This is a genomic window from Streptomyces sp. C36 (assembly GCF_040932295.1).
Classification (GTDB): Bacteria; Actinomycetota; Actinomycetes; order Streptomycetales; family Streptomycetaceae; genus Streptomyces; species Streptomyces triculaminicus.
The window spans coordinates 372,883-399,161 of sequence record NZ_JBFQGI010000003.1 but is presented as its reverse complement, the minus strand read 5'-3'; the positions used below and the strand labels follow the sequence as shown (position 1 = coordinate 399,161).

Annotated in this window: 26 protein-coding genes and 1 pseudogene; 15 read left to right on the top strand and 12 right to left on the bottom strand. The window is 71.9% G+C overall.

Annotation, left to right across the window (positions count from 1 at the left end; translation table 11 throughout):
• Positions 1-17 precede the first annotated feature (17 nt).
• The 5 genes from pucL to AB4K12_RS11565 form a co-directional block, all read right to left on the bottom strand.
• Positions 18-896 (bottom strand): factor-independent urate hydroxylase, encoded by an 879-nt coding sequence (pucL, locus tag AB4K12_RS11585; RefSeq protein WP_368434129.1) that lies wholly within the window; start codon positions 894-896, stop codon positions 18-20.
• Between the two features lie 3 nt (positions 897-899).
• Entirely contained in the window at positions 900-1,250 is a 351-nt protein-coding gene (gene uraH / locus AB4K12_RS11580; protein ID WP_368434128.1) for a hydroxyisourate hydrolase, read from the bottom strand.
• Positions 1,247-1,801, bottom strand: coding sequence for a 2-oxo-4-hydroxy-4-carboxy-5-ureidoimidazoline decarboxylase (gene uraD / locus AB4K12_RS11575; RefSeq protein WP_368434127.1), 555 nt, complete (start codon positions 1,799-1,801; stop codon positions 1,247-1,249). The genes uraH and uraD overlap by 4 nt, the downstream gene beginning before the upstream one ends.
• Before the next feature lie 142 nt (positions 1,802-1,943).
• Positions 1,944-2,336, bottom strand: coding sequence for a helix-turn-helix domain-containing protein (locus AB4K12_RS11570; RefSeq protein WP_368434126.1), 393 nt, complete (start codon positions 2,334-2,336; stop codon positions 1,944-1,946).
• Positions 2,333-2,611 carry a hypothetical protein gene (locus tag AB4K12_RS11565; RefSeq protein WP_368434125.1) on the bottom strand — a complete coding sequence of 93 codons (279 nt, stop codon included), beginning with the start codon at positions 2,609-2,611 and terminating at the stop codon, positions 2,333-2,335. Before AB4K12_RS11565 ends, AB4K12_RS11570 begins: the two co-directional genes overlap by 4 nt.
• A gap of 87 nt (positions 2,612-2,698) precedes the next feature.
• On the opposite strand from AB4K12_RS11565, the gene AB4K12_RS11560 reads away from it, so the two are divergent.
• The 4 genes from AB4K12_RS11560 to AB4K12_RS11545 all read left to right on the top strand — a co-directional run bounded on the left by AB4K12_RS11560 (position 2,699) and on the right by AB4K12_RS11545 (position 7,082).
• Positions 2,699-3,523 (top strand): TIM barrel protein, encoded by an 825-nt coding sequence (locus AB4K12_RS11560; protein ID WP_368434124.1) that lies wholly within the window; start codon positions 2,699-2,701, stop codon positions 3,521-3,523.
• 43 nt (positions 3,524-3,566) lie between these two features.
• The gene (locus AB4K12_RS11555; RefSeq protein ID WP_368434123.1) at positions 3,567-4,457 is read left to right on the top strand and encodes a 2-hydroxy-3-oxopropionate reductase; all 891 of its coding nucleotides are present in this window, start codon (positions 3,567-3,569) and stop codon (positions 4,455-4,457) included.
• Positions 4,454-6,175 (top strand): glyoxylate carboligase, encoded by a 1,722-nt coding sequence (gcl, locus tag AB4K12_RS11550; protein ID WP_368434122.1) that lies wholly within the window; start codon positions 4,454-4,456, stop codon positions 6,173-6,175. The genes AB4K12_RS11555 and gcl overlap by 4 nt, the downstream gene beginning before the upstream one ends.
• 196 nt (positions 6,176-6,371) lie before the next feature.
• The gene (locus tag AB4K12_RS11545; RefSeq protein WP_362249959.1) at positions 6,372-7,082 is read left to right on the top strand and encodes a hypothetical protein; all 711 of its coding nucleotides are present in this window, start codon (positions 6,372-6,374) and stop codon (positions 7,080-7,082) included.
• Between the two features lie 273 nt (positions 7,083-7,355).
• Here AB4K12_RS11545 and AB4K12_RS11540 read toward each other — a convergent pair whose 3' ends face one another.
• Positions 7,356-9,002, bottom strand: a complete 1,647-nt coding sequence (locus AB4K12_RS11540; protein WP_368434121.1) for an AMP-binding protein — start codon at positions 9,000-9,002, stop codon at positions 7,356-7,358.
• Positions 8,999-10,693 (bottom strand): AMP-binding protein, encoded by a 1,695-nt coding sequence (locus AB4K12_RS11535; protein ID WP_368434120.1) that lies wholly within the window; start codon positions 10,691-10,693, stop codon positions 8,999-9,001. The genes AB4K12_RS11540 and AB4K12_RS11535 overlap by 4 nt, the downstream gene beginning before the upstream one ends.
• Before the next feature lie 352 nt (positions 10,694-11,045).
• Between AB4K12_RS11535 and AB4K12_RS11530 the strand changes: the two genes are divergently transcribed.
• A complete protein-coding gene (locus tag AB4K12_RS11530; protein WP_368434119.1) occupies positions 11,046-11,438 on the top strand; it encodes an SAV_915 family protein in 393 nt (130 codons plus the stop codon).
• 119 nt (positions 11,439-11,557) lie between these two features.
• On the top strand, positions 11,558-12,841 hold the full coding sequence (gene lysA, locus AB4K12_RS11525) for a diaminopimelate decarboxylase (RefSeq protein WP_368434439.1): 1,284 nt from the start codon (positions 11,558-11,560) through the stop codon (positions 12,839-12,841).
• Positions 12,842-12,953: 112 nt separating this feature from the next.
• Here the strand turns inward: lysA and AB4K12_RS11520 are convergent, their stop codons facing one another.
• Positions 12,954-13,430 carry a DUF1453 domain-containing protein gene (locus tag AB4K12_RS11520; protein ID WP_368434118.1) on the bottom strand — a complete coding sequence of 159 codons (477 nt, stop codon included), beginning with the start codon at positions 13,428-13,430 and terminating at the stop codon, positions 12,954-12,956.
• A 66-nt stretch (positions 13,431-13,496) separates the two neighbouring features.
• Between AB4K12_RS11520 and AB4K12_RS11515 the strand changes: the two genes are divergently transcribed.
• From AB4K12_RS11515 to AB4K12_RS11505, 3 genes are all read left to right on the top strand, one after another.
• Positions 13,497-14,111, top strand: a complete 615-nt coding sequence (locus tag AB4K12_RS11515; RefSeq protein ID WP_368434117.1) for a TetR/AcrR family transcriptional regulator — start codon at positions 13,497-13,499, stop codon at positions 14,109-14,111.
• 84 nt (positions 14,112-14,195) lie between these two features.
• On the top strand, positions 14,196-15,350 hold the full coding sequence (locus AB4K12_RS11510) for a magnesium and cobalt transport protein CorA (RefSeq protein WP_368434116.1): 1,155 nt from the start codon (positions 14,196-14,198) through the stop codon (positions 15,348-15,350).
• Between the two features lie 173 nt (positions 15,351-15,523).
• The gene (locus AB4K12_RS11505; RefSeq protein ID WP_368434115.1) at positions 15,524-16,381 is read left to right on the top strand and encodes a hypothetical protein; all 858 of its coding nucleotides are present in this window, start codon (positions 15,524-15,526) and stop codon (positions 16,379-16,381) included.
• Here AB4K12_RS11505 and AB4K12_RS11500 read toward each other — a convergent pair.
• From AB4K12_RS11500 to AB4K12_RS11485, 4 genes and pseudogenes are all read right to left on the bottom strand, one after another.
• Entirely contained in the window at positions 16,369-17,229 is an 861-nt protein-coding gene (locus AB4K12_RS11500; RefSeq protein WP_368434114.1) for an aldo/keto reductase, read from the bottom strand. The genes AB4K12_RS11505 and AB4K12_RS11500 overlap by 13 nt on opposite strands.
• A complete protein-coding gene (locus AB4K12_RS11495) occupies positions 17,163-18,374 on the bottom strand; it encodes a cupin domain-containing protein (protein ID WP_368434113.1) in 1,212 nt (403 codons plus the stop codon). The genes AB4K12_RS11500 and AB4K12_RS11495 overlap by 67 nt, the downstream gene beginning before the upstream one ends.
• Before the next feature lie 90 nt (positions 18,375-18,464).
• Complete coding sequence (locus AB4K12_RS11490) at positions 18,465-18,626, bottom strand: hypothetical protein (protein ID WP_368434112.1); 162 nt, start codon at positions 18,624-18,626, stop codon at positions 18,465-18,467.
• A gap of 393 nt (positions 18,627-19,019) precedes the next feature.
• A pseudogene (locus tag AB4K12_RS11485) lies at positions 19,020-19,196 on the bottom strand (HAD family hydrolase); the annotation flags it as partial.
• 210 nt (positions 19,197-19,406) lie between these two features.
• Between AB4K12_RS11485 and AB4K12_RS11480 the strand changes: the two are divergent.
• The 6 genes from AB4K12_RS11480 to AB4K12_RS11455 all read left to right on the top strand — a co-directional run bounded on the left by AB4K12_RS11480 (position 19,407) and on the right by AB4K12_RS11455 (position 26,277).
• Entirely contained in the window at positions 19,407-19,622 is a 216-nt protein-coding gene (locus AB4K12_RS11480) for a DUF6243 family protein (RefSeq protein WP_368434111.1), read from the top strand.
• A gap of 805 nt (positions 19,623-20,427) precedes the next feature.
• Complete coding sequence (locus AB4K12_RS11475) at positions 20,428-21,408, top strand: ABC transporter ATP-binding protein (protein ID WP_368434110.1); 981 nt, start codon at positions 20,428-20,430, stop codon at positions 21,406-21,408.
• Positions 21,408-22,457 (top strand): ABC transporter permease, encoded by a 1,050-nt coding sequence (locus AB4K12_RS11470; protein ID WP_368434109.1) that lies wholly within the window; start codon positions 21,408-21,410, stop codon positions 22,455-22,457. Before AB4K12_RS11475 ends, AB4K12_RS11470 begins: the two co-directional genes overlap by 1 nt.
• Positions 22,454-23,788: a YcaO-like family protein gene (locus AB4K12_RS11465; protein ID WP_368434108.1), complete on the top strand. Its 1,335-nt coding sequence runs from the start codon at positions 22,454-22,456 to the stop codon at positions 23,786-23,788. The genes AB4K12_RS11470 and AB4K12_RS11465 overlap by 4 nt, the downstream gene beginning before the upstream one ends.
• Positions 23,789-23,832: 44 nt before the next feature.
• On the top strand, positions 23,833-24,543 hold the full coding sequence (locus AB4K12_RS11460; RefSeq protein ID WP_368434107.1) for a TOMM precursor leader peptide-binding protein: 711 nt from the start codon (positions 23,833-23,835) through the stop codon (positions 24,541-24,543).
• A 9-nt stretch (positions 24,544-24,552) separates the two neighbouring features.
• The gene (locus AB4K12_RS11455) at positions 24,553-26,277 is read left to right on the top strand and encodes a SagB family peptide dehydrogenase (protein WP_368434106.1); all 1,725 of its coding nucleotides are present in this window, start codon (positions 24,553-24,555) and stop codon (positions 26,275-26,277) included.
• Positions 26,278-26,279 lie beyond the last annotated feature (2 nt).

The following is a 26,279-nucleotide window of genomic DNA, read 5'->3' as shown; positions in this document are numbered from 1 at the left end:
GGCCGGGCGAGGGCCGGTCAGGCGAGGGTGGTCATGTCCGCCGGGATGCGGGGCTCGGCGCCCTCGCGCAGGATGGTCGCCTCGATCAGCCCGTAGGGGCGGTCGGCCGCGTGGTAGACCTCGTTGTCGTTCGTGAGCCCGAAGGGTTCGAGGTCCACGAGGAAGTGGTGCTGGTTGGGCAGGGAGAGGCGGATCTCCTCGATGCCGGGGCAGTTCTCGAGGACCCGCGTGCCCATGCGGTAGAGGGTCTGCTGCAGGGAGAGGGAGTAGGTGTCGGCGAAGGCGGCCAGGAGGTGCTCGCGGGCCTGCCGGTGGACCGGGTCCCAGTCGGCGTCGGCCGAGGCGTGCCGCCAGCACGCCTGGACGCGGGTGGCGAGGATGCGGTCGCGCGTCTCGGGGAGCGTGGTGTAGCGGTCCTTGATGTAGCCCGTGAACTCCGAGTCGGTGGAGTTCAGCACCACCAGGTCCTTGAGCCCGGAGACGATCTCCCAGTCGGTGCCGTCGAAGGTGACCTGCGCGGTGCGGGTCTCGTGGTTCTCGCGGACGAACGAGTGCCGCCGGGGGCCGGGCGTCTCGATGCGCGCCCAGGCGTACTCCTCGAGGCGGATCCTGGCCGTATGGATCGACGGCCGGCCGGCGACGAAGTGCCGGGCGAGCGCGATGCCGAACGCCTCGGCCGAGGCGATGCCGTGCTCCTTGGCGAAGGCGAAGACGGTGTTCTTGGTGGTGTCGGTGGTCAGGACGGCGGCGTTGGAGCCGGTGAGGTGCACGTCCTCCATGTCGCCGGAGAGGGCGACGCTGACGTTGAGGTCCTTGATGTGGTGGGTGGTGCCGTCGCGGGTGATCCTCACGACGCGGTTCTCGGCCTTGCCGTACTGGTTCTGACCCAGGATCACGTGCTAACTCCCTCGGTATACGGAGTATCCGAACGGGCTGAGCAGCAGGGGGACGTGATGGTGCTCGCCGGGCGCGACGGCGAAGGTCACCGCCACCTCCGGGAAGAAGGCGGGGCCGCCGGCCGGAGGTTCTCGGCGGGCCGCCACGTCGAAGCGCAGGCGCACCCGGTCGGCGGGGGGCGGCAGCGGGGGGAAGCCGGCGCAGCGCCCGTCCGCGTCGGTCCGCCCCGCCGCGAGCACGGACCACGTCCCGGCCGCGCCGTCGCGGACGGACAGCTCCACATCGATGCCGCCGGACGGGCGCCCCGTGGCGGTGTCGAGGACGTGCGTGGAGACCGTGGCGGCGGCGGTCATGGCGGGGCGGCTCCTTCGGTCGCGGGCGTGGTCGCGGAGGTTGTCGCGGGCGTCACGGCGAGGCGGGCCAGCCGGATGCGGTTGATCCGGCCCAGTTCCTGCCGGACGATCTCGCGCTCGTGGTGCGGGGCGTTGCCGATCCGGCGGCGTACGGCGTCTCGCATCTGTTCGGCGGTGAGGCCGGTGGCACAGATGAGGAAGACGTGCCCGAACTTCTCCTGGTAGGCCAGGGTGAGTTCGAGCATCTCGGCCCGCAGGGCGGCGGGGGCGCCCGCCATGCCGCGCTGCTCGCGGGAGGAGACCGGGTCGCCGGGCGTGGGCCGTCCGATGGGCGGGTGGGCGGCCATGGCCTCGGCGAGGTCGGCCGGGCCGAGCCGGGCGACGACGTCGTCGCTGGCGGTCAGCAGTTCCTCGGCGTCGCGGTAGGGCCGCCGCGCGAGGATCTCCCGCGCCCACGCGCCGCTCGCGCAGATGTCGTGCAGTGCGGCCCGCGCCGTGCCGTCCTCGGCCGCGTTGAACCGGGTGAGCCCCGGCGTCGAACTCGAAGTCACGGGAACCTCCGTGGCGCGTGGGGGGACGCGCTCGGAAACGAGAATGCGCATAGCTAACGCCCTGCGGGGAAGCCGCGTCAACAGTTTGTTGAAATCCAGGGTCCGGGGACGGCGCCCGGCCCCGACGGGACGCCGACGCCGCCTACGCGCCCTCCGGGCGGGGCGTCGCGCCGCCCGACTCCGCGTTCTCCCGGTTGAGGTAGTTGTAGACGGTGAAGCGGCTGACGCCGAGCGCCGCGGCGACGGTCTCGACGCCGTGGCGCAGCGTGAACGCGCCGCGCGCCTCCAGGTTTCGTACGACCGACTGCTTGGCCTTGCGGTCCAGTCGGGCGAGCGGCATGCCGTGGCGGCGTTCGAGGTCGGCCAGGATGCGGTCGAGCGAGTCGGCCAGGTGGGGCAGGCGTACGGCCACGACCTCGCGGCCCTCCCAGGACAGGACGACGTCGTCCGCGCCGGCCTGCTCCGGCTCGAGCAGCTGTCCGCCCAGGGCGTCGACGAGCGGGCGGACGGCGGCCCGGAACGGATGCTCGCTCACGCGCCGTCCTCCACCGCAGTGCACGCCGCGCCCACCTCGTCGATCACGCTGACCTGCAGCGACACCCGCGTGGCGCCGGCCTCGACGGCCGCGCGCAGCAGCCCGTCCACCGCGCCGAGCACGGCGTCGGCGCGCCCCTCGGCGCTCGTGCCGAACGGGCCGACGTCGACGGCGTCCAGGTCCGCGCCGCGTACGGCCTCGCGGGCCGCCACCGCGTGGGGCGGGGGCTCGTCGAGGTCGAAGGGCTCGGTCGTGAACTCCACTCTCCATCGCACGCGGTCAACGTACCGGGCCTTGACAGGGTTGTCCGAACGGGAGCAGCCTTCCTCTTAATGGAATTGACTTTCCGTCATACGGAAGTAATGGGGAGTGGGATGCGCCGCTTCGCCGTGAACCTCTCGATGCTCTTCACCGAACTGCCGCTGGTACGCCGCCCGGCGGCCGCCGCGGCGGCCGGCTTCACCGCGGTGGAGCTGTGGTGGCCGTGGCCCGCGACGCCGGTACCGCCCGAGGAGGAACTGGCCGAGCTGCGGGAGGCGTTGCGGGACGCCGGAACGCGCCTGGTCGCCCTCAACTTCTACGCCGGCCGCCTGCCCGGGCCCGACCGGGGAGCGCTGTCCGTCCCGGGCGAGGAGTCGGAGCGCTTCCGCGCCAACGTGGACGTCGCCGTCGGCTTCGCCCGGTCCACCGGCTGCCGGGCGCTCAACGCCCTGTACGGCAACCGCGTGGACGGGATCCCGCCAGGGGTCCAGGACGCGCTCGCCCTGGAGAACCTCGCGTTCACCGCGCGGGCCGCGGACCGGGCGGGGGCGGTCGTACTGGTCGAGGCGCTCAACGCCGTGGAGTCGCCGCGCTATCCGCTCACCCGGGCCGTAGACGCCGTCGCGGTGGCGGACAAGGTCGACGCGGCCACGGGCCTGCGCAACTGCCGCTTTCTGATGGACCTTTACCACCTGGCCGTGGGTGAGGAGGACCTGCCGACGGTCATCGACCGCCACGGCGGCCGGGCGGGGCACGTCCAGATCGCCGACGCGCCGGGGCGCGGAGCCCCCGGGACCGGCCGGCTCGACGTCCCCGGCCTGCTCGGACGGCTGCGCCGGACGGGATACGACGGCTGGGTCGGGCTCGAGTACCGGCCCGGCGACGGCGGCAGCGCGCGGAGCTTCGACTGGCTCGCGGACGACTGACCCCGTCCGCCCCACCTTCACTCGCTCACTGGGAAGGACACCCATGCCACTCCCCCACGTCGCCTGGATCGGGCTCGGCATCATGGGCGCGCCCATGGCCGAGAACCTCCTCAAGGCGGGGTACACCGTCACCGGCCACACCCTCGAGGCGGACCGGCTGGAACGGCTGGCCGCCGCGGGCGGCAGGCCCGCCGGCTCGGTGCGCGAGGCGGTCGCCGGCGCGGACGTCGTCGTCACCATGCTCCCGGCCGACCCCCAGGTCACCGCGGTCGCCCTCGGCGACGACGGCGTGCTGGCCAACGCCGCTCCCGGCACTCTGCTCATCGACATGTCGACGGTCGCCCCCGCCACGGCCACCGCTCTCGCCGCGGCCGGCGCGCGCCGGGGCGTACGGGTGCTCGACGCGCCCGTCTCGGGGGGCGAGGCGGGGGCCGTCGAGGGCACCCTCTCGGTCATGGCCGGCGGGGAGCCGGACGACGTCGAGGAGGCGAGGCCGCTGCTCGGGGCGCTGGGCACGACGGTCGTGCGCTGCGGCCCGCACGGCGCCGGGCAGACGGTCAAGGCGGCCAACCAGCTGATCGTCGCCGCCAACCTGCAGGCCTGCGCCGAGGCGGTCGTCTTCCTGGAGAAGTCGGGCGTGGACCTCACCGCCGCGCTCGACGTGCTCTCCGGCGGGCTCGCCGGCTCGGCCGTGCTCACCCGCAAGCGGCACAACTTCCTCGCCCGCGAGTTCGCCCCCGGCTTCCGCGTGGAGCTGCACCACAAGGACATGGGCATCGTCACCGAGGCCGCCCGCGCGGTGGGCGCCGTACTGCCGCTGGGGGCGCTCGTGGCGACGCTGGTGGCCTCCGCCCGTGCCCGGGGCGACGGCGGACTCGACCACTCCGCCCTGCTGCGCGGCGTCGAACGGCTCTCGGGAACGGTGACGCCATGACCGCCGTCACCATGCCGGCCATGGAGGCGGCGGTCCGCGTGATGAAGGACGAGGGCGTCGACATCGCCTTCGGCTGCCCCGGCGCCGCGATCCTCCCGCTGTACAAGGCGATGGAGGTCGTGGGCGGCATCGAGCACCTGATCGTGCGGCACGAGGAGGGAGCCGCGCACATGGCCGACGCCTGGGCGCGCACCAACGGCCGCGTGGGCGTGGCCGTCGCCACCTCGGGCCCCGGCGCCACCAACCTCGTCACCGGCCTGTACACGGCCTTCGCCGACTCCATACCGCTGGTGTGCGTCACCGGCCAGGCCGTCTCGGGCAAGCTGCACCAGGAGGCGTTCCAGGCGGTCGACATCGTGGGCGTGGCCCGGCCCGTCACCAAGTGGGCCGTGCAGGTCAAGGAGGCGGCCCAGATCCCCTGGGTGTTCCGCGAGGCGTTCCGCACCGCGCGGGAGGGCCGCCCCGGGCCCGTACTGATCGACATTCCGCTCGACGTCGGCAGGCGCGGGATCCGCTACGACGCGGCGACGGACGCGCCCTTGCCCGTACGGATCGTGGCGCCGCACCCGCCGCGCGTGGCGGCGGCCCTGGACCTGTTGCTGGCGGCCGAGCGGCCACTGGTCCTCGCGGGGGGCGGGGTGATCCTGGCCGAGGCGGCCGACGAGCTGCGGGCACTGGTGGAGTACCTGCGGGTGCCGTTCCAGGTCACCCTCATGGGCAAGGGCGTCATCGAGGACGACCACGAGCTGCACATGGGCACCACCGGTATCCAGACCTCGCAGCGGTACGCCAACGCCTCCTTCCTGGAGGCGGACTTCGTCCTCGCGGTGGGCGCCCGCTTCGGCGACCGGCACACCGGCGCGGACACCGGCGTCTACCGGGGCGGGCGGACGTTCGTCCACGTCGACATCGAGCCCACCCAGCTGGGCCGGGTGATCGAGCCGGACCTCGGCGTGGTCTCCGACGCGCGGCTGTTCCTCGCCGCCCTGCTGGCGCAGGCCCGCGCCCGTGCCGCCCGGCCCCGGACGGAGGCCTGGCTGACGCGCTGCCGTCACCTCAAGCGCACCCTCACCCGCCGCGAGGACTTCGACACCGTGCCGGTCAAGGCCCCGCGCGTCTACAAGGAGATCAACGAGGCGTTCGGCGAGGACACCTACTTCGTCACCGCCATCGGCCTCTACCAGATCTGGGGCGGCCAGCATCAGAAAGCCCACCGGCCCCGGCACTATCAGGTGTGCGGCCAGGCCGGGCCGCTCGGCTGGGAGATCCCGGCGGCGATCGGCGTGAAGAAGGCGCTGCAGGGCATGGGCCGGGGCGACACCGAGGTGGTGGGCATCGTCGGTGACTACGGGTTCCAGTACCTGGTCGAGGAGCTGGCGGTGGCGGCGCAGTACGCCGTGCCGTACGTCCTGATCCTGCTGAACAACCAGTACCTGGGCCTGATCCGGCAGGCCTCGGCCGGGTACGGCATGAACTACCAGGTCGACATCCACTACGACGAGCTCGGCACGGACAACGTCGCCGTCGCCCGCGCCTACGGCTGCTCCGGGCGACGCGTGGTCGATCCGGCGGGCATCCGGCCGGCCATCGAGTGGGCGCGGAAGGAGGCCGTGGCGACGTCCCGGCCGGCGCTGGTCGAGATCATGATCGAACGGGAGGCGAACACCCCGCACGGCCAGGACATCGATTCCGTACGGGAGTTCGAGCCGCCTCCGTGAGGGGGCGCCCCGGACGGCCTCCGGGCGACGGCGCGGCACCACCGCCCGTCGCGCCCCGGCACCACCGCCCGTCGCGCTCCGGCGCCGGCGCCCGGAACCTCTGCCTTCGCGCTCTGGCGTTTCGCTCCCGGGCCGCGCCCACATCGTGGACGATGGGGTACCCCACACCCCTACGGACCACTCGCTGGAGCCGAATATGGCCAAGAGCGTGCCGGTGCACTGCCCCACGTGCCACCGGGAGCACTCCTTCACCCCGCCCACCTTCCCCTGCGCCTGTGGCGCCCCGCTCACCGTGCCCGTCCTTCCCGAGGCCGAGGCCGAGTTACTGGCACACCGCACCTGGCGGGACTCCTGGGTGGCCGTGCGCTGCCCGTCCTGCGACCGCCAGGGCCAGTGGCCCCGGCCCGAGTTCGGCTGCTCGTGCGGCACGGTGGTGCGCCTACCGGTCGAGCCGGTGCGCGAGCCGGAGCGGGAGCCGGCGGACGAACCCGCGCCGCGCCGCCGGGCCGCCTCCCGCGCGGTCTTCCGGCCCGTCGCCATCCGCACCGAGCGCGACGCCGTGATGGCGGCCGAGCGCTATGTGCGCTGGCTCGGCTTCACCGACGTCCGCCGCCCCGGCACCTGCCCGGCCCCCGCCGCGACCGGCGTGGACCTGCGGGCCACCGGGCTCGTGGCCCGCGTCGACCCGACCACCCTGCCCACCACGCTGCGCGACATCGAATGCCTGTGGCTGCACGGCCTGCTGGACTCCGCCGACGCGGCCTGCTTCTCCCTGGCCGGCTACGCCCCCGACGCCCGGTGCCGGGCCGACGACCTGCGGCTTCCGCTGTTCGTGATGGACCTGACCGGCACCCCGCGGGCCCTGAACGAATGGGCCGACGCGCTGGCCGGGCGGGCCCGCGGCTGAGGCCGGCGCACCGCGCCAAGCTCAAGTCTTGCTCTGAACACGCCTTGTTCTATGGCGAGTTGGTATCAGGCGGACCCAGACTTGGGCGCAGGGCCCGCGGACCACGGGGGAACGCGGGCCCGTCCACGGGGGACACGGGGGAACAGCACGGGGGGTACGGGGGCACGGGGGACGCGACGGGGGATGACGGGGCGGGCCGCGACACGGACCCGCCCCGTACGCGTACCACCGCCCCGCCGCCCCACCGCCCCGGCCGGGGTCACGGCACGACCGTCAGGCGCGCGGCACGACCGTCGTGGGGCTCAGCAGCGTCGCCGCCTCCTCCCGCAGCTCCACCTTGCGCACCTTGCCGCTGACGGTCATGGGGAAGGACTCCATCAGCCGCAGGTGGCGCGGCACCTTGTAGTGCGCGAGGCGGCCTTGGCAGTAGCGGGCGAGCTCGTCCCGGGTGAGGGTGTCGGCCGGGTCGGCCAGGATGACGCAGGCCATGATCTCCTCGCCGTACTTCTCGTCGGGGACGCCGACGACCTGGACGTCGGAGATCTTGGGGTGGGTATGGAGGAACTCCTCGATCTCGCGCGGATAGACGTTCTCCCCGCCCCTGATGATCATGTCCTTGATGCGGCCGACGATCTGTACGTAGCCGTCCTCGTCCATCACCGCGAGGTCGCCGGTGTGCATCCAGCCGTCGGCGTCGACGGCCTCGGCGGTGCGCTCGGGCTCGTCCCAGTAGCCGAGCATCACCGAGTAGCCGCGGGTGCACAGCTCCCCCGTCTCACCGCGCCCGGCGGGCGTTCCCGTGCCGGGGTCGGCGACCTTGACCTCGATGTGCGGCAGCACCCGGCCGACGGTGCCGGTGCGGCGGTCGAGGTCGTCGTCGCGGCGGGTCTGGGTGGAGACCGGGGAGGTCTCGGTCATCCCGTAGCAGATGGCGACCTCCGACATGTGCATCTCCGCGACGACCCGCTTCATCACCTCCGACGGGCAGGGCGAGCCGGCCATGATGCCGGTGCGCAGCGAGGAGAGGTCGTAGGTGGCGAAGTCGGGCAGGCCGAGCTCGGCGATGAACATGGTGGGGACGCCGTAGAGGGAGGTGCAGCGCTCGCGTTCGACGGCATGGAGGGTGGCGGTGGGGTCGAACACGGGGGCCGGGACGACCACGCAGGCGCCGTGCGAGGTGGCGGCGAGGTTGCCCATCACCATGCCGAAGCAGTGGTAGAAGGGCACGGGCAGGGCGATGCGGTCCTCCTCGGTGTAGCCGAGCAGCTCCCCCACGAAGTAACCGTTGTTGAGAATGTTGCGGTGGGAGAGGGTGGCGCCCTTGGCGAAGCCCGTGGTGCCCGAGGTGTACTGGATGTTGACCGGGTCGTCGCAGCCGAGCAGCGCCTCGCGCTCCGTGAGCAGCGCGGGGTCGGTGCGGGCGCCGAGGGCGGTGAGCTCCTCCCAGCCGGGGTCGTCGATGTGGACGACGTCGCGCAGGTCCGGGCAGTCGGCGCGCACCTCCTCGACCATGCGACGGTAGTCGCTGGTGCGGAACTCCGTGGAGGAGATCAGGACGCCGATCCCGGCCTGCCGCAGGACGTAGGCCAGTTCGTGGACGCGGTAGGCGGGGTTGACGTTGACCATGATCGCGCCGATGCGGGCGGTGGCGTACTGCACCATCACCCACTCGGGACAGTTGACGGCCCAGATGCCCACCCGGTCGCCCTTGCGCACGCCCTTGGCGAGCAGCCCGAGGGCGACCTCCGCCACGGCCGCGCCGAACTCGGCGTACGTCCAGCGGCGGCCGCCCTGGACGTCGACGAGGGCCTCGCGGTCGGCGAAGCGCTCGACGGTGCGGGCCAGGTCCGCGCCGATGGTGTGCTCGAGCAGCGGGGTGTCGGTGGGGCCCGAGGTGTGGGAGGGGGACAGTGCGCTCACCGGTGGTCTTCCTCTCGGTACTCGTCGCCGCCACCCTGCGCGGTGCGCTCGCGCAGCTCGATGCGGCGGATCTTGCCGGAGACGGTCTTGGGCAGCTCGGCGAACTCCAGGCGGCGGACGCGCTTGTAGGGGGCGAGTACGGCGCGCGAGTGGGCGAAGAGGGCCTTGGCGGTGTCCGGGCCCGGCTCCCAGCCCTCGGCGAGGACGACGTAGGCCTTGGGCACGGACAGCCGCAGCGGGTCGGGGGCGGGTACGACGGCGGCCTCGGCGACGGCCTCGTGCTCGAGGAGGGCGCTCTCGAGCTCGAAGGGCGAGATCTTGTAGTCGCTGGACTTGAAGACGTCGTCGCTCCGCCCGATGTAGAAGACATATCCGTCTTCATCGCGCCGGCCGATGTCACCCGTGCGGTAGTAGCCGTCCGCCATCACCTCGGCGGTGCGCTCGGGGTCGCCGGAGTAGCCCGTCATCAGGCCGACGGGGCGCTCGGCGAGGGCGAGGGCGATCTCGCCCTCGTCGGCGGGCTCGCCGGTGTGCGGGTCGAGGAGGACGACGCGGAATCCGGGGCTGGGGCGGCCCATGGAACCGGCCTTGAGGGGCTGGCCGGGCGGGTTGGCGACCTGGACGGAGGTCTCGGTCTGTCCGAAGCCGTCGCGGACGGCCACCCCCCAGGACCGCCGGACGGCCTCGACGACCTCGGGGTTGAGGGGTTCGCCGGCGGCCACCACCTCGCGCGGCGGGGTGCGCAGGGCGCCCAGGTCGGCCTGGATGAGCATCCGCCAGACGGTGGGCGGGGCGCAGAAGCTCGTGACGCCGCAGCGGTCCATCTCGGCCATGAGGCGGGCGGCGTCGAAGCGGGTGTAGTTGTGGACGAAGACGGTGGCCTCGGCGTTCCAGGGGGCGAAGAGGTTGGACCAGGCGTGCTTGGCCCAGCCCGGGGAGGAGATGTTGAGGTGGACGTCCCCCGGGCGCAGCCCGATCCAGTACATGGTCGTCAAGTGACCGATGGGGTACGAGGTGTGGGTGTGCTCGACGAGCTTGGGCCGTGCGGTGGTGCCGGAGGTGAAGTAGAGGAGCAGGGGTTCGTCGGCACGGGTCGGCCCGTCGGGGGCGAAGTCCTCGCCGGCCCCGGCCGACTCCTCGTAGGCCAGCCAGCCCGGCTCGCTCGTACCGCCGACCGCGATGCGGGTGTAGTCGCCGGGCACGCCGGCGAACTTGGCGGCGTCCTCCGCCCGTACGATCACATGGGCGGCGCGGCCGCGTTCGATGCGGTCGGCGAGGTCGGCGGCGCCCAGCAGCGGGGTCGCCGGGATGACCACGGCACGCAGCTTCATCGCCGCGAGCGCGGTCTCCCACAGTTCGGTCTGGTTGCCGAGCATGACGACGACGCGGTCCCCGGCCCGTACGCCCCGCTCGCGCAGCCAGTTGGCGACCCGGTCGGAGCGGCGGCGCAGCTCGTCGAAGGACAGCCGGGCCTCGCTGCCGTCCTCCTCCACGATCCACAGCGCGGTGCGCCCGTTGTCGCGGGCGATCGCGTCGAACCAGTCGAGCGCCCAGTTGAAGTGGTCGGGCCGTGGCCAGGTGAAGCCCTCGCGGGCCCGGTCGTAGTCCTCGCGGTGGGCGAGCAGGAAGTCCCGCGCCGCCCGGAATCCGCTCGCCTGACCGGTCGTGCCGGTCGGGTTCGTCGCCCTCACGTCTCCTCCAGACTGCCGGGCCGCCGCCGACCCGCTGCGGTAAGCATCGTGCGACGGTGATCCCGTCCCGGGCCAGCCCCAAAGAAGGAGGACCCCCGTCCGTATGTGCGTACGCTCCCCGGCGCGCACCGCGCGCGGACGGCGGCGGGGACCGGGCGATGCCCGGGGCCACCGCCCTGACCAGCGCTTTCCCCCTCCGGTGCCGGGCGGTTGACGGGGCGTGGCCGTCAACGGGCCGTCAAGGGTCCGGCGTACGGGGTCAACGTGCTGTCAAAGAGACACTCGAGCGGACGCGGACCGGGCATAGCGTGACCGACGCATCACCCGACTCCTCCCGAGGACCGTCATGCATGTGAGCCGTACCCCCGCGCAAGCCGCCGCCGTCGCCGCCGTGACCGGCGCCCCCGGCCGCGAGTTCCTCGCCGCCGACGACGGCGAACCCTCCCATCCAGGCCGGGCGGACACGCTGTACGTCCCCGTCCGGCCCTGCCCCTGCGGCTTCGTCCTGCGCGTCTTCCGCACCCCGCTCGGCGGCCGCACGGCCGTCGCCTTCACCTCGCGGCGGCTGCTGACCGACTGCCTGGGCCGGGACGTGCCCTCCGTCCGCCTCGCCCTGCCCGCCGTACGGGCCCTGGCCGCGCCGCTGGGCGTCAGCCGGGTGCGCGTCGACCCGCAGCTGACCGCCCCGGCCGCGCGGCCCTCCGGCGAGGACGCCCCGCCGGTGCTGCCCGCCTTCCCCGGCTGACTCCTCGCGCCCCGCCGATCCCCCCGAAGGAGATCACCGTGTCCCTTCCCGTCGTCCCCGCGGCCGCCCCCGTCCCCGCCGCCCTTCCGCCGCTGCCCGGGGAGAGCGTCCCGGGCCCGGTGTGGCCCGCCTCCGTCCGCGTCCTGCCCTCGGGCGGCCTGGCGGTGGGCGGGGTCGCCCTCGCCGAGCTCGCCGACCGCTTCGGCACCCCCTGCTACGTCGTCGACGAGGACGAGGTCCGGGCGCGGGCCCGGGCCTGGCGCGCCGCCCTGCCGGACGGCCGCGTCGCCTACGCCGGCAAGGCGTTCCTGACCCGGGCGATGATCCGCTGGGTCCGGGAGGAGGGACTCTGGCTCGACGTCTGCTCGGCCGGCGAGCTCGAACTCGCCGCCCACGCGGGGTTCCCCGTCGAGCGGGTCATCCTGCACGGCAACGCCAAGAGCCCCGACGACCTGCGCACCGCGCTGCGGCTGGGCGTGGGCCGCGTGGTCATCGACAGCACCGGCGAGATCGCCCGGCTCGTGGCGCTGGTGCCGCCCGGCACCCGGCAGAAGGTGCTGGTGCGGGTGGTGCCCGGCGTCGAGGCCGGGGCGCACCGGGCGGTGCGGACCGGGGTCGAGGGCCAGAAGTTCGGGCTGTCCCTCGACGGCGGCGAGGCGGCGGACGCGGTGGCCCGCGTCCTGGGCCAGCCCCGCCTCGAACTCATGGGCCTGCACTGCCACCTCGGCTCCCAGATCGCCTCCGTCGACCCCTACACCGCCGCCGTACGCCGCCTGGTGCCCTTCCTCTCCGCCCTGCGCGACCTCCACGGGCTCACCTTCCCCGAGCTGGACCTGGGCGGCGGCTTCGCGATCGCCTACCGCGACGGCGAGGAGGCGCTCGACCCGGGCGAGTACGCGCGCCGCGTGAGCGCCGAACTGGCGCTGCGGTGCGCCCACGCGGACCTGCCGGTACCGCGACTGACCGTGGAGCCGGGCCGCTGGATCGCGGGGCCGGCCGGGGTGGCGCTGTACCGCGTGCTGGCGGTGAAGTCCACGGGCGGCCGGACGTTCGTCGCCGTGGACGGCGGCATGAGCGACAACCCCCGCCCCGCGCTGTACGGGGTGCGCTACACCGTCCGCCTGGCGGGGCGCGCCTCGGTGCTGCCGGCCCGGCCGGTGACGGTGGTGGGGCGCCACTGCGAGGCGGGCGACGTGCTGGCGGAGGACGTGGAGCTGCCGGGCGACATCCGCCCGGGGGACGTTCTCGCGGTGCCCGCCTCCGGCGCGTACCACCTGTCGATGGCCTCGGCGTACAACCTGGTCGGGCGGCCGCCGGTGGCCGCCGTGGCCGGCGGCCGGGCGCGGCTGCTGGTGCGCCGGGAGACGTCGGCGGACCTGTGGAGCCGGGAGGTCACGGTCTGAGGGGAGCCGGGGCCGGGGGCTCGGGCGGTCCGGGCGGTCCGGGCGGTCCGGGCGGTCCGGGCGGTCCGGGCGGTCCGGGCGGTCCGGGCGGTCCGGGCGGTCCGGGCGCAGGCTAGCGCTTGCGCTCCGGGGCGAAGGGGACGCCGCTCGTCAGACCCCGCGCGCCGACCGCCAGCGCCTCGCCCAGGAAGCCGACGCCGATCGAGAGCTGGGTGGGGCGGGCCTGCGGATGCATGCCCATGCGGCTCGCGAGCATCGCGAAGCCGATCGAGATCAGGGCCGACCCCACGAGCACGGCGAACGTCCGGCCCGTGTAGCGCTGCCACAGCACGCCCTCCTTCTCGAAGACCTGGATGGTCAGCCCGCGCAGCACGCCGAGGCTCACGCCCAGCAGCAGGCCCGCGGCCACCCAGACGTAGTCCGCGGCCCCGAGCCCCCGGGCGTCCTTCAGCGCCCAGGCGCCGATCCCGATGAGCACGAGGGGCGGCGCGAACAGGTCGCGTGCGTTGAGGGGTTCACCGGCCAGCCTCTTGACGACGACACCGACGGCGACCACGGCGACGACGCCGGCCAGCAGCCAGGGGTTCACTTCGCGCTCCTTAAATAGCTCGGTTGTGCCAAAAAGAATTTAGCCCGCCCGTGCTATAACGGCAACATGCCAAAGATCGTCGACCCCGAGGCCCGCCGCAGAGCGGTGGCCGACGCCGTGTTCCGGGTGGCGGTGCGCGACGGCCTGGAGAACGCGTCCCTGCGCAACGTCGCCGAGGAGGCCGGGCTGGCCGTCGGCTCGGTCCGGCACTACTTCGCGAGCCACTCCGAGCTGATGCTCTTCGCCATGCGGGAACTCACCCGCCGCGTCGAGGTCCGGGTCCGCAGCCGCGTCGAGCCACTGCTCGCCTCCCCGGGCGGCCCGGACCGCGCCTCCCTCGTCGAGGAGCTGCTCGCCGAACTCCTGCCCCTGGACGCGCCCCGCCACGACGAGGCGGTGCTGTGGCTGGCCTTCACCACCGCGGCCCGCGTACGCCCCGAACTGCGGCCCCGCGCGGACGAACTGCACACCGGCATGCGCGAGATGGTCGAGCGCGTCCTGCGCGGGGGGCAGCGCGAGGGCGGCTTCCCCGAGGACCTCGACGTGCCCGCCGAAACCCTGCGGCTGGTCGCACTGCTCGACGGCCTGGCCCTCACCGCCGTGCTCCAGCCCGACCGGATCACCACCGACGACATGCGGCGGGTCCTGCGCCTGCACCTGAGGTCACTGAGGGGCGCCTGACGCGCCCGCCCCGGCCTGGGGGTTTCTTTTGAGGCTGTATATCCTGTTCTGCGAGCCAGTGACGAGCGAGAGGGACACAGAACCATGCCCGAGCGCCCTCCCCGCCACCGGTCGTCCTCACCCAGGAAGCACTCCTGGCTGCGCCCGAACGGCCGCCCCGCCGACGGCCGGGCCTCCGAACCCGGCCCCGACACCGCCGACGGCCAGGCCCCCGACCAGGGCAGCGTCGTCCAGGCCGCCGTCTACCGCGACGGCCACCGGGTTGCCACGCCGGGCTCGCTCGCCGACACCTACCGCCAGCTGCGCGAACAGCCCGACAGCATGGCCTGGATCGGGCTGTACCGCCCCACCGAGGACGAACTCGTCTCCCTCGCCGAGGAGTTCGACCTCCACCAGCTCGCCGTCGAGGACGCCCTCGAGGCCCATCAGCGCCCCAAGCTGGAACGTTACGGCGACACCCTCTTCGTCGTCCTGCGGGCCGCCCGCTACCTCGACGCCCCCGAGGAGGTCGACTTCGGCGAGCTCCACGTCTTCGTCGGCCCCGACTTTGTGATCACCGTCCGGCACGGCGCCGCCCCCGACCTCTCGGCCGTCCGCCGCCGCATGGAGACCACCCCCGAGCTGCTGGCGCTGGGCCCCGAGGCCGTGCTCTACGCGATCCTCGACGCCGTCGTCGACGGCTACGCCCCGGTCGTGGCGGGCGTGCAGAACGACATCGACGAGATCGAGACCGAGGTCTTCGGCGGCGACCCGGCCGTCTCCCGCCGCATCTACGAACTCGCCCGCGAAATGGTCGAGTTCCAGCGCGCCACCCGCCCCCTGGTCGGCATGCTGCACGGCCTGATGGCCGGCTTCGCCAAATACGGCACCGACGACGAACTCCAGCGCTACCTCCGCGACGTCGCCGACCACGTCACCCACACCAGCGAACGCGTGGACGGCTTCCGCTCCGCCCTGACCGACATCCTCCAGGTCAACGCCACCCTCGTCACCCAGCAACAGAACGCCGAGATGCGCGCCCTGGCCGAGGCGGGCTTCGAACAGAACGAGGAGATCAAGAAGATCTCGTCGTGGGCGGCCATTCTGTTCGCACCGACGCTGGTGGGAACGATCTACGGCATGAACTTCGACCAGATGCCGGAGCTCCACTGGATGTTCGGCTACCCCTTCGCCATCGGCCTGATGGCGCTGGTGTGCGTGAGCCTGTACTTCATCTTCAAGCGCCGCGACTGGCTGTAGCGGACGCAACGCAGCCGGGGGGCGGCGTCCCGCGGCACGCGGCCCTCGTGCACCAGGATGGCCACCGCGATCTCGGGCCAAGAGCCGTCACCTTTCTGCGTCACGCCTGCTCCCTCTTGGCCCCCATAGGACCGATCTACTTGCTAACGTCGGTCAGTCGCCAAGGAGGTCCAGTGACGTCTTCCGCATCAGCTACCACCGCTTTTGACTTGCGAGTTGAGCCGACCGACATCGTTCTGGATGAGGTCGAGCGGATGCTTCGCACTCAGCTGGACCGCGCCACTCTCGTTCGGAAGCGCCGGTCGCTCGGCGCCAAGACGGACCGCGGCACATGGGTACGTGTCGAGCGGCGCCGGTTCGAGAAGATCGGGAGCCAGGGCTGGAACGGCACGGAATGCGCCGCGCTGCTGGTGGGCGTCGCGAAGCCGCAATGGCGGCGGGGCGCGGCGTGGCGACACCAGGACGAGCCGGTGATGTGGCGTGCCGACGAAACCGATCTGCTACCCGGTTCACCCATCGGCAGCAGCGTGCTGGTGGCTGATCCGCACTTGCCGGGGGCGTGGTGGGAGGCACTGAACCGCTCTCTGGATGCCCTCGCCGCGCAGAGCACGAGCCGGGTCGCGACCCCCGACACCGTGACGATCACGCAGAGCGGAGTGGCGGAGGCGGTGCGCCGATTCCTCCCGGCTGGCGTCGACACCCAGGCACGGCAGTGGCGGCCGGCGCATGCCGATCTGAACTGGGCGAACATGACCGGGCCTGAGTTCTGCCTGTTCGACTGGGAGGACTGGGGCTTGGCCCCGCGGGGGCTGGATGCCGCGTCGTTGTGGGGCAACTCCCTTGCCGTCCCGGATCTCGCCGAACGTGTGCGCCACGAACGGCGGCACGACCTGGAGAGCCGGGACGGCAAGTTGATGACCTTGTTCATCTGCGCGAGGATCCTTGCCCCGGACGCCCATCCCGAGGACCCTCGCCTCGAACCCGCCCGGCGGATGGCAGAGCAGGTCGCGGCGGGCCTTCAATCCGTCTGACGGCCGGTCCGCTGCCGAAGGAGCTGCCGGTACGTCCGCAGCCGGCTGTCGTCGGGCTCGTATCGGAGGGCGTCGGTCAGTTCCCGGAGGTGGGAGGGGTTGTCCGTGCCGACGGCGATCCTTCCCACCTCGGGGAGAGAGAAGGCCGTGCGGAACGCGGCCTGGAGGGCGAAGAGGGCGTCGTCCGCGTCGGCGATGAAGACGCGAGGGTCCAACCGTCCCCACACGGGATCGGTCGTATCACCTCCGAAGGGGCTCATCCCCCAGACCTGGTCCGGTGCAAGGTCCCACCGGGCTGCAAGCGCTTCAGAGGCTTCGAGAACGTCGATTCCGGCGAGGAGGCCCGCGCGGACCATGAGAACGGCGGGCCTGGGCAGGGTGGCGTCGACAAGGCCGGGCAGGGGGCGGGGATCCCAGGAGGAGATGCCCCAGACACCGCACAGACCCGCCTGCGTGGCTGCGGCCAGGGTGGCACATGACCCGCCGAGGGCGTCCCGGGCCGCAGCCGCGGGCGTGGGAAGTGAGCGTTCCGGGTTGTGCAGGAACACCACGTCCGGCGCTAGGCCCAGGTCTCGGTTGGTCTGTTCCAGGGCGGCCCGGAGGCGGGCCGGGTCGAGGGAGTGCTCGTCTTGGTCGGCGGCGGGGAAGAATCCGACCTTGGTGGAGAGGGTGAAGCGGGGCAGGAGATCGCCTGCGACGTCCGCGAGGGTGGTGTGGGCGGTGAAGCCTCGGTAGTTGAAGCTGGTGTCGATCGCGGTGATGTCCAGATCCAGCGCGCTGGTCAGGATCCGGCGTTCGTAACGAGACCGGTGTAGCCCGAGGACAATTCGGGGGTCAGGCTCGCGCACAGCTCCTCCTCCACCAGGACCTTCGCCAGTGCCTCCATCTCGGCTCCCAGCGAGCGGGAGGCCTCGTTCAGCCGTACGGGGTGCCCGCTCAGCAGCACGCGGAGGCCGGGCAGTGCCTTAGCTGTACAGGTGAGCTTCTTGCCTGCAGCCTCCACGACGACCGTCTCTCCGTCTTCCGTGATCGCCGGCGGGAAGTCGGTGACGCACACCGTGGCCTCCAGGGGACCGAAGATGTCCAGGAAGGGAATGTGGCGGCTGGGGGGCGCTTCCTGCTCGCGGCGCCGGAGAAACTCCGCCGGATGGCGGGCGTCGATGAGACGGGAGGCCTCCGTGGCCAGCCGGCGCTGCTGGTCCTGCTGCTGGTCGGGGCTGCCCCAGCGGTTGAGGTCATGTCGGAAGATCTCCTCCTGGCGGGACCAGTCGGCCAGCCAGGTCAGCCAGCTCACGGCGGTGCGCTTCGCGAAACCGAAGGTCACATGGGTGCTGTGCCCGTCACCGCGGCCGACGCGGGTGGCCGCGTGCCAGTAGCCGCGTGGGATGTGCATAACGTCGCCGGCCTTCATGGTGCCGGTCCACACGATCTCCTCGCTGGGCTTATTGTTCCGCTCGGCATCCCGGTACATCGGCACAGGACGGGAGGCACCGCGCACCTCCCACTGCTTCTCGCCGGCGAGCTGCACGGTGACGACATCGTGGTCGTCCCAGTGCAGGTCGAAGCCGGAGGCGTCGTTCGTGGTCAGGTAGACATTCGCTTGGACGTGCTCGCGCGACCACCACTGCAACACTCGGCACGCCACTTCCATGGTGGCGTCGAAGACGTTCGACTGGTCGAGTACCAGCGTCGCCCCGTCCCGCAGGTGATTGCCGACGCGGCGCATGTCGGCCATTGGTATGGCCTGCCCCCGCGGTGTGACCTGCCGGTTCAGGAACGCATCGGGGTGCAGCTCCTCGCCGCCCTTGAAGAACCGGAACTGCGGGTTGGACACGCTCCGCCGCATGACCATGTCGAGCAGCCGCTGTGGCGTGAGGAGCCTGGAGACGACCTGGGGGTCGCTAATGCTGCCCCGGGCGAACTCCTTTCCTGGCGGTGCCGGGCCGTCCCACCCCAGCGCCTCTTCAACCGCGCGGACCAGACGGTGTTCCATGAAACCGTTCCCCCTTTCCTTGCCTCGGATGGGGCTTGAGAGGCGGAGGGGCCGCGCACTGCGGCCCCTCCGCCATGGAGCCGGTGGCGTTTACGCCGCGTGGTTCAGCCCGTCACCGGTGGGCCAGGGGCCGTCGCCAGACGAGCCCTGTCCCGGGTCGGAGGCGTTGCTGTCGTGCCGGTCGTGGACGCTCGCGAGTGCTTCCACGGCGATCAGGAGGCCCTCCTCGACGGAGGGTTTGGTGTCTTTCACTTGACGCTCCTTCCTCTACCGATCTCCCGCCGGGTCCGGCGGGCAGTCTGTGGTGTGTGGAGGTGTCAGGTGCTGCGACGGTCCGCACCCCGTGGCCGTGGGGATCACAACGGTGGCGGGGCAGCGGGGCTCGCGCTTCGCTGACGGAGCGAGCGGTTTCCCGGATCCAACGGGCCGCGCCCGCAGGGGTGCAGATCTCGGTGAACCGACGCTCGATCCGGTAGCCATGCAGCTGCAGGAACAGCATCCGGATCCTGCGGATCTGGGTGACCTCCCCGATCATGTGTGCCCCCCCTTCCGCCAGTCGTCTCGTTGGAGCCCTGATCGTGGCCGAGGGGGCTGGGACCGCATCACCGCGTATACGGACGCTCCCGAGGACGTCCCGGGACGTTTTCAGCGCCCCGCGAAGCCCTCCAGAAGCGCGATGACCCGCTCCATGTCCGACAGGTCCGGCAGCACCACGGACGCGCCGGCGGCGGCCAGCTCATCGGCACTGTGGATACCTGATGCAACGGCGAGGATCTCCGATCCGGTGGCGATGGCGGCCTCGACGTCCCGGGGGGTGTCCCCGGGCGCTCGCCGAAGGCCCGGCCGGCGCCGGGGCGGCGAAAATCTTGGCGCGCGGGGCAGGCGGAACCGGGTAACGTCTTTGTCATGTTCTTCCAGACGCCGATTTACGAGTGAGAGCGCGACGGGCCCCGCTGACGTCCCTCGACGTCGCCGCGCCCGTCCCCCACCGATGAATCCGTAGATCACTTCACATCACCACCGGGAGAACCCGTGACCGACAGCAAGAACATCAACAACCCCGTGGGCCAGGGCGGCGGCCAGCGCAAGAAGCTGTCCCGCGCCGAACGGCAGAACAACGGTCCGCACCGCAACCTCGACCGCCAGGGCGCCGCCGACAAGAAGGCGGAGCTGGTTCGCAAGATGCGCGAAAAGACACGCGCGGCCGAGGCCGCCGGGCAGGCGAGCGACGACACCGCACAGAGCTGACGCACGGCCGCCGCAGGGCGGCACCCCAGAGGGCAGGGCCCGGACCGCGACGCGCGGTACGGGCCCTGCCGCCGTATCGGGGCTCCGCTGCCGTACCGGGCGCGGCCGGTCCCGCTCAGCGGGGTACGGGGACGCGCTGGTGGTGACGCCGCTGGTGCAGCTCGGGGTGGTGGCGGTGACGGAGCTGCTGAATCCGCGGCTGCCGCGGGTGGCCGGCTGAGACGCGAGTGATCCGCCACCACGGCAATGGCCCTCAGGGGCTGGGGGGCCGGCGAGTGCTACCGGAAGTTCCTGCGCAGGCACGGTGAGACCGACGTCCGCGAGAAACCGCATGAGCGCCGGTACGAGCGCGTGGTCACCCCGAACCACGCCGCCCACCCCAGGACATTCATGCTGCTCGGCCTGGATGCGCATTCTCGTACGACGCCCTGTAGCGGATGGCCGTCGCCACCCACGTATGCGGACTGCTGACGTACCTCTTCCCGCTCGTCATCGACGGCTTCACCGCCTACGGCATCAGCCGTGATCACCTGCGCGGAGCCCACTTCCGATCCCGCGCCTGCGTCTGGGGGCTTCGTCAGCGCCACCGCCGCCCCTCGGCGACCCGTGACGCCCCCGAGGCTTGTGGGGGACCTCCCGGGCTACCTCGAAGGAACTACCCGACTCCGCCTTCAGGGTGAGGCCACCGCAAACCCCGACGCGAAAGGATTCGAACACAAGCACCGGAGCCCGGCCGGACAACTCCGGGTCCGTGAAGGGAGAGCGAAGCCCGTTGGCTACGGACAGCGAGAAATCAGAAGGGACGGTGACCCCGGCGAACGACGTGGGGGTTGACGGGACACCGGCCACCGGGACCGTTATCACGATCCGCGAGCTGTCCAAGGAGTACGGCGGGAAGAGAGCCGTCGACGAGGTGAGCCTGGAGATTCGTCAGGGTGAGATCTTCGGCTTGCTGGGACCGAATGGTGCGGGAAAGACGACGACGCTGGAATGTCTGACCGGACTTCGCAGGCCGTCGTCCGGATCGGTCAAGGTGCTCGGGACGGATCCGGTCGAGGGAGGGGAAGAGTTCCGGCAGCACGTCGCGGTACAGCCGCAGGAAGCAAATCTGTTCCCGCAGCAGACCGTGCGGGAAACCGTGGAACTCTGGGCCTCTTTCTACCCTGCACCCGACGACGTCGGCGAAGTGCTGGAACGCGTCGGTCTGACGGATTCCGCGTACCGACGGGTCAAGGCGCTGTCCGGGGGGCAGGCGCGCCGGCTGCTGCTCGCCGTGGCGGTCATCGGCCGCCCTCTCGTCCTCGTGCTGGACGAGCCGGCCGCGGGGCTCGATCCGCAGGCCAAGGAGCTGTTGTGGGCAGTGATCAGGCAGCACCGCCGCAACGGCGGCACGACCTTGCTCACCACGCACGACATGAACGAGGCGACGGAGCTGTGCGACCGCGTGGCCGTGCTCGTGGACGGCCGGGTGGCCGCCTGTGACACACCGGAACGGCTCGTGTCGGCACTGACGACCACGAGCGTGGTCAGCTTCACCACCGATGTCGGCACCGACCTCGAGAAGGTCCGCGCCCTACCCGGCGTGTCCTCGCTGGAGACGCATCCCGACGGACCCGGAAGGGTGGCCGTCCGGGTCCGCACGACCGACAGCGACGCAACCCTTCGGCGCATCGCCGCGGAGCAGCGGTGGGCCGCATCGGACCTGGCCGTTGCCCGGGGCGGCATGGACGAAGTGTTCCGTGCCCTTGCCGCGAAGTCCGCCACGAACGAAGAGAGGAGCGAATGATGCCCACGCCCACTCCTGCCTTCGCGCAACTGGTCAGGACCAACAGCCGGGAACTCTTCCGGGACGGCAAGACCATCTTCTTCGTCCTGCTCTTCCCACTGCTCTTCGTCGCCATGTTCATCGGTATCGGCTTGCTCAACACGGGCGGCTCGTACAAATTGGCCGTGGCACCCTCGGGCAAGCAACGGGAAATCGTCCGACAGCTGTCGGATTCCGATGGTTTCAAGGCGGATCCATGGCGCGGGAAGGCACTTCCGGAGAATGGTGACCTGGCCGGTTACGATGCGATCGTGTATCCGTCGGCACCGTCCGGCGATCACGTGCTCGTCGTCATCGACTCCGCGAAGTTCGGTGCCCTGAAAGGTATCCGGTCGGCACTCGGGGACAGTGGGATACCCGCCTCGGACGTGGATTTCCGGACCCCTGACGGCGGAAAGCCCTTCGATCCGATCAAGATATCCTTGCCCACCGCCCTGCTGATGGCACTGATGTCGATGGCCTTCTTCGGCACGGCGACTCCGCTGATCGCACTGCGGGCCCGCGGCACGCTGCGTCTGCTGGGCACCACCCCACTACGCAGGCGGACCTTCGTACTGGCCCAGGCGCCGGTGCGGCTGGCTCTGGTCGCGGTACAGCTGGTGATCCTGGGAGCGATCGCGGTCGGACTCGGTTTCCTGTCGGCGGCCAACGCCGTACGGGTGCTCGGCACCGGTTTCCTCGGCGCCGTGATGCTCTTCGCCTTCGGGTATCTGGTGGCCGCCCGCATGCGCAACGCCGAGGTGGCCAACGGCCTGCTGGCAGTGCTGATGCCCTTGGTCCTGTTCGCCAGCGGGCTGTTCCTGCCCCTGGACCTGCTGCCCTCCGCGGTGCAGGACATCTCCAAGGCACTGCCCACCACTTACCTCGTGGACGCGCTCAGCCATGACCTGACCGGTGCCACTTCCGCGCACGGCCTCGCGCTCGACTGGCTGGTCCTACTGGCCGGAACGGTGATCTTCGGCGGGCTCGCCGCCCGTCTCTTCAGCTGGGACCAGGGAGAAGAACGATGACCACAAGAACACTGCAGTCGGGCCTCGGCCGGCTCACCGATCTGGACGCCCTGGTGGGGCCCTACGGACTGGTCAACCGCACCCAGCGGCTGCCCAACCACCCCGGTGACGCCCGTTTCCCGATCTTCACCGCCTCACTCGGCGACATCGCCCACGTGTCCGAGAACGTCGCCGTCTCCGTACGGGGGCAGGGCGCCCGCGGCGACATGGACGGCGCAGGCGGCGCACCGGACCCCGAGCGTGCCGCCCGGCTGAGCGTGGCCGAGGCGCTGGAGCGCTACTCCACCTGTGTCGAGCAGCCGGAGCGGACCATCTGGGCCACCGCGGAGGAGCTGGGCGAGGAAGCCCTCGACCTGCGGAAATTCCCCCGCTGCTCGCCCGCGGAGCTCGCCCACCCCAAGGCGCTGACCGTCGACATCGACACCCGGGCGCCGATGCGCTGGGTGCGCGGGTGGTCCCTCACGCGGCGAAAGCCGAAGTGGGTGCCCGCCGTACAGACGTGGATGCACATCTCCCCCCTCTCGGCGGGCGAACGTGCCTGGAACCCCATCTCCACCGGCTGCGCCACGCACACCGACCTCAGCCAGGCGCTCGTCAACGCACTGTGCGAGGTGGTGGAGCGGGACGCCATCGCTCTGACGTGGTACCAGCGACTGACCCTGCCGCGCATCGAGTTCGACCACGTGCCCGCCGCGCTGGCGCCGTTCCTGGAGAAGTCGCGCAAGAGCCTGGTGGAGACCGTCTTCTTCGACGCCACGACCGACCTGGGCATCCCGACGATCTACTCGATCGACCTGTCCCCGGACAACGAGGTGCTGGGGCAGATGGTCATGTGCAACACCAGCCTCGACCCCGCCGACTCGGTCGCGAAGATCATCCGGGAGTCCGCCTCGTCCCGCATCGCCATGCAGGCACAGCGGGAAATGCCGGAGTCCGTCGACGACTTCCAGCACGTCTTCCACGGCGCCTCGTACATGGGGCGGCCGGAACGACGGTCCGACTTCGACTTCCTCCTGGACGGCCGGGAGCGGCGGGCCTTCAGCGAGATGCCGACCATGACCACCGGTGAGAGCGGGCGCGACCTCGCGCTGCTCGTCGAGCTGCTCGACCGCGCGGGCTACGAGGCCGTCGCCGTGGAGTGCACCACCGACGAGGCGCGGGACGTGGGTTTCCGCGTGGTCCGGGTGCTCGTACCCGAGCTGGTGCCGCTCGCCTTCACCCACCGGGCTCGCTATCTGGCCCACCCGCGGATCTACGAGGCACCGCGCCGGATGGGGTACCCGGTGCGCCAGGAGGCGGAGATCAACCCGCTCCCGCAGCCGTTCGCCTGATCCTGGCCGTCATGACCGTAAACCTTTCGGAGAAATGGACTTCCATGACCAAGGTGCATGTGCTCGCGCTCGGTGACTTCGGTGTCGCCGTGGCGGAGCAGCTCCTCCGGGAACACGACGGGGTCGAGGTCACCTCGGACCGGGACAGCCATCAGCAGTTCTCCGCCGGCTGGCCGCAGGCGGACGTCCGTGTCCTCGTCTCATGGCGGGAGGCCCCCCACCTGGCGGAGATCCTCGACGCCCGGTCGGCGGCCTGGCGGACGCCGTGGTTCCCCATCGTGGCGGAACACCCGCGGCTGCGGATCGGCCCGCTGGTAGTGCCGGGCGCGGGTGCCTGCTACCGCTGCTTCCGCAAGCGGCGCGCCCAGCACGAGCGGGACAACGCGATCACCGCTTCCCTGCATGCCCACTACGACGCCGAGCCGGCGGCCGGACCCGAAGGGTTCCTTCCGCAGCACGTGTCCCTGGCCGTGGGATCCGTGCTCGACCTGCTGCACCGTCTGGAGGACGACGGCGGGCGGCGGGACGCGGGGACCGTACGCCACTGGCACTTGCTCGAACAGCTCATCACCAGCGCACGCGTGGTCGGCGTCCACGGCTGCGACCGCTGCCGGACCAACGCGGGGAGGAACCCGGCCGGCTCGAGCTGGGAGGACCTGGCCAACGACCTGGCCCCCTGGTTTCCCGCCACGGCACCGTCCGCGCCGGGCACGGCCGCCGAGCCGGCCGCGCCCTCGATCCCCGCCCGTCAGTGAGGTAATGGCATGGCCAACAGCAAACTCATCTCGGCCCAGGACATGCGTCGAGCCGTCGCGACGGATCCACAGTTCACCGCGCCGCGCCGACCTGCGCTCTGCCGGGGGCTGGTGCAGCTCCCCATCGAGGGCGGGCTGCTCGTCGAGGGGGCCCCCACCCGCCAGATTCTGCGGGGCACGGCCACCCGTGACCTCATCCCCAAGCTGCTGCCGCTGCTGGACGGCACCCACGACCAGGCGGAGATCGCCGAGCTCGCCGGAGTGCCCGTGGAGCACGTGGCACAGGTGGTCGCCCTGCTGTACACCTGCGGGCTGCTGGAGGAAGGCGACCCCTCGGGCACCCACCCCGCGGACCGGGCCGAGGCCGGCAGCACCGCGGCGCACGCCGCCCGGTACTGGTCGCGCAGCCTCGACTCCACCCGTGTGAACCGCAGCACCTCCGAGGTGCTGGACCGGCTGCGTGACACCCGCGTGGCCATCGCCGGTGACGCCGCACTCGGTGGGCTCGTGGGCGACCTCCTGCTCGCCGCGGGCATGGTGCGGGCGGCGCAGGTGGATGCCTCGCTGTTCGAGGGCGCACCGTCCGGTGACACGCCGGTGCCCGACCTGGTGATCGCGCTCACCGAGGACTCGGCGACGAGCCTCCACGGCATCGCCGCCTGGTGCGCGGAGCACGACGTCCCGTTGATACCGGTCCGGTTGCACGACGGCATACTCGACGTCGGCCCGTACATCGACACGAGGTTCACCGTCTCGTTCGCAGACGCGGAGCAGCAGCGTGTCACCGCGCCCGCGCCCGCGGCACGCTCCTACCTGCCGCCGGTGACAGTCCGGCGTTCCCTCGCTGCTTCCCTCGCCGCCAACCAGGTGACCACGGTCGTCGGCAGAGTGGGGTCGGCCCCGGTCCTCCGCGGACTGCTGCGGGCCGACCTGGTCGAGTGGACCCAGACCGTCCATGTCATCGCCCAGGTGCCGCAGGAGACGGACTCGCGCTCCGCGCTCACCGAGGCGGGCGTGCCGATCGCCCTGGCCTTCGAGGCGTCGGTCGGCTTCCCCCCGCGCAAGCTGCTCAACCCGCGGGACCATCAGGCACATTACAAGCCGGGCAACATCGCGCTCCAGCACGACAGCAAGCGCTGGCCGAGCGCACGCACACTGAAGCTGCCCCGCGAAGGCGCTCTTCCGGACACGCCGCTGGGCGTGGCAGCCCCCGAGCCGGCGGCACGCATCGATCTCGGGCACCTGTCATCCGTCCTGCTGCGGGGTGCCGGTCTACGTGACGAGACCGAACCCACCCGCCAGGTCCAGCGGTGGAACCCCACCGGCGGCAACCTGGGCTCGGTGCAACTCCACGTGATCACCCACGATGTGGCCGGGCTGGAGGACGGCACCTGGGGCTACGTCACCCACTCCCACCGCCTGGCCCGCCTGTCGGCGGTCAAGGACGCGGGGGCGGGGAACGCGGAGCAGTCCTCGCCCGTGGCCGTGGTGCTCACCGGGGCCCTGGCCCGTGTCGCCTCCAAGTACTCGGGGTTCGCCTGGCGTGTCGTCCACCTCGACGCAGGCGTGGCCATCGCCCAGATGAGCCATGTGGCGCGCTCCCTGGGTCTCACCGCGCAGCCCCTCGACCGCTGGGACGACCTCCACCTGGCCGACGTGCTCGACCTCGACCTCGACGCCGAACCCGTGACCGGCGTCCTGCTGCTGCGGCCCTCCGCCCTGAAGGAGTCCTGATC

Coding starts and splice junctions, on each gene's coding strand:
- uraH (WP_368434128.1), bottom strand. CDS start 1,250: ATGACCGCCGCCGCCACGGTCTCCACGCACGTCCTCGACACCGCCACG.
- AB4K12_RS11560 (WP_368434124.1), top strand. CDS start 2,699: ATGGGGAGTGGGATGCGCCGCTTCGCCGTGAACCTCTCGATGCTCTTC.
- AB4K12_RS11555 (WP_368434123.1), top strand. CDS start 3,567: ATGCCACTCCCCCACGTCGCCTGGATCGGGCTCGGCATCATGGGCGCG.
- gcl (WP_368434122.1), top strand. CDS start 4,454: ATGACCGCCGTCACCATGCCGGCCATGGAGGCGGCGGTCCGCGTGATG.
- AB4K12_RS11545 (WP_362249959.1), top strand. CDS start 6,372: ATGGCCAAGAGCGTGCCGGTGCACTGCCCCACGTGCCACCGGGAGCAC.
- AB4K12_RS11515 (WP_368434117.1), top strand. CDS start 13,497: ATGCCAAAGATCGTCGACCCCGAGGCCCGCCGCAGAGCGGTGGCCGAC.
- AB4K12_RS11510 (WP_368434116.1), top strand. CDS start 14,196: ATGCCCGAGCGCCCTCCCCGCCACCGGTCGTCCTCACCCAGGAAGCAC.
- AB4K12_RS11495 (WP_368434113.1), bottom strand. CDS start 18,374: ATGGAACACCGTCTGGTCCGCGCGGTTGAAGAGGCGCTGGGGTGGGAC.
- AB4K12_RS11470 (WP_368434109.1), top strand. CDS start 21,408: ATGCCCACGCCCACTCCTGCCTTCGCGCAACTGGTCAGGACCAACAGC.
- AB4K12_RS11465 (WP_368434108.1), top strand. CDS start 22,454: ATGACCACAAGAACACTGCAGTCGGGCCTCGGCCGGCTCACCGATCTG.
- AB4K12_RS11460 (WP_368434107.1), top strand. CDS start 23,833: ATGACCAAGGTGCATGTGCTCGCGCTCGGTGACTTCGGTGTCGCCGTG.
- AB4K12_RS11455 (WP_368434106.1), top strand. CDS start 24,553: ATGGCCAACAGCAAACTCATCTCGGCCCAGGACATGCGTCGAGCCGTC.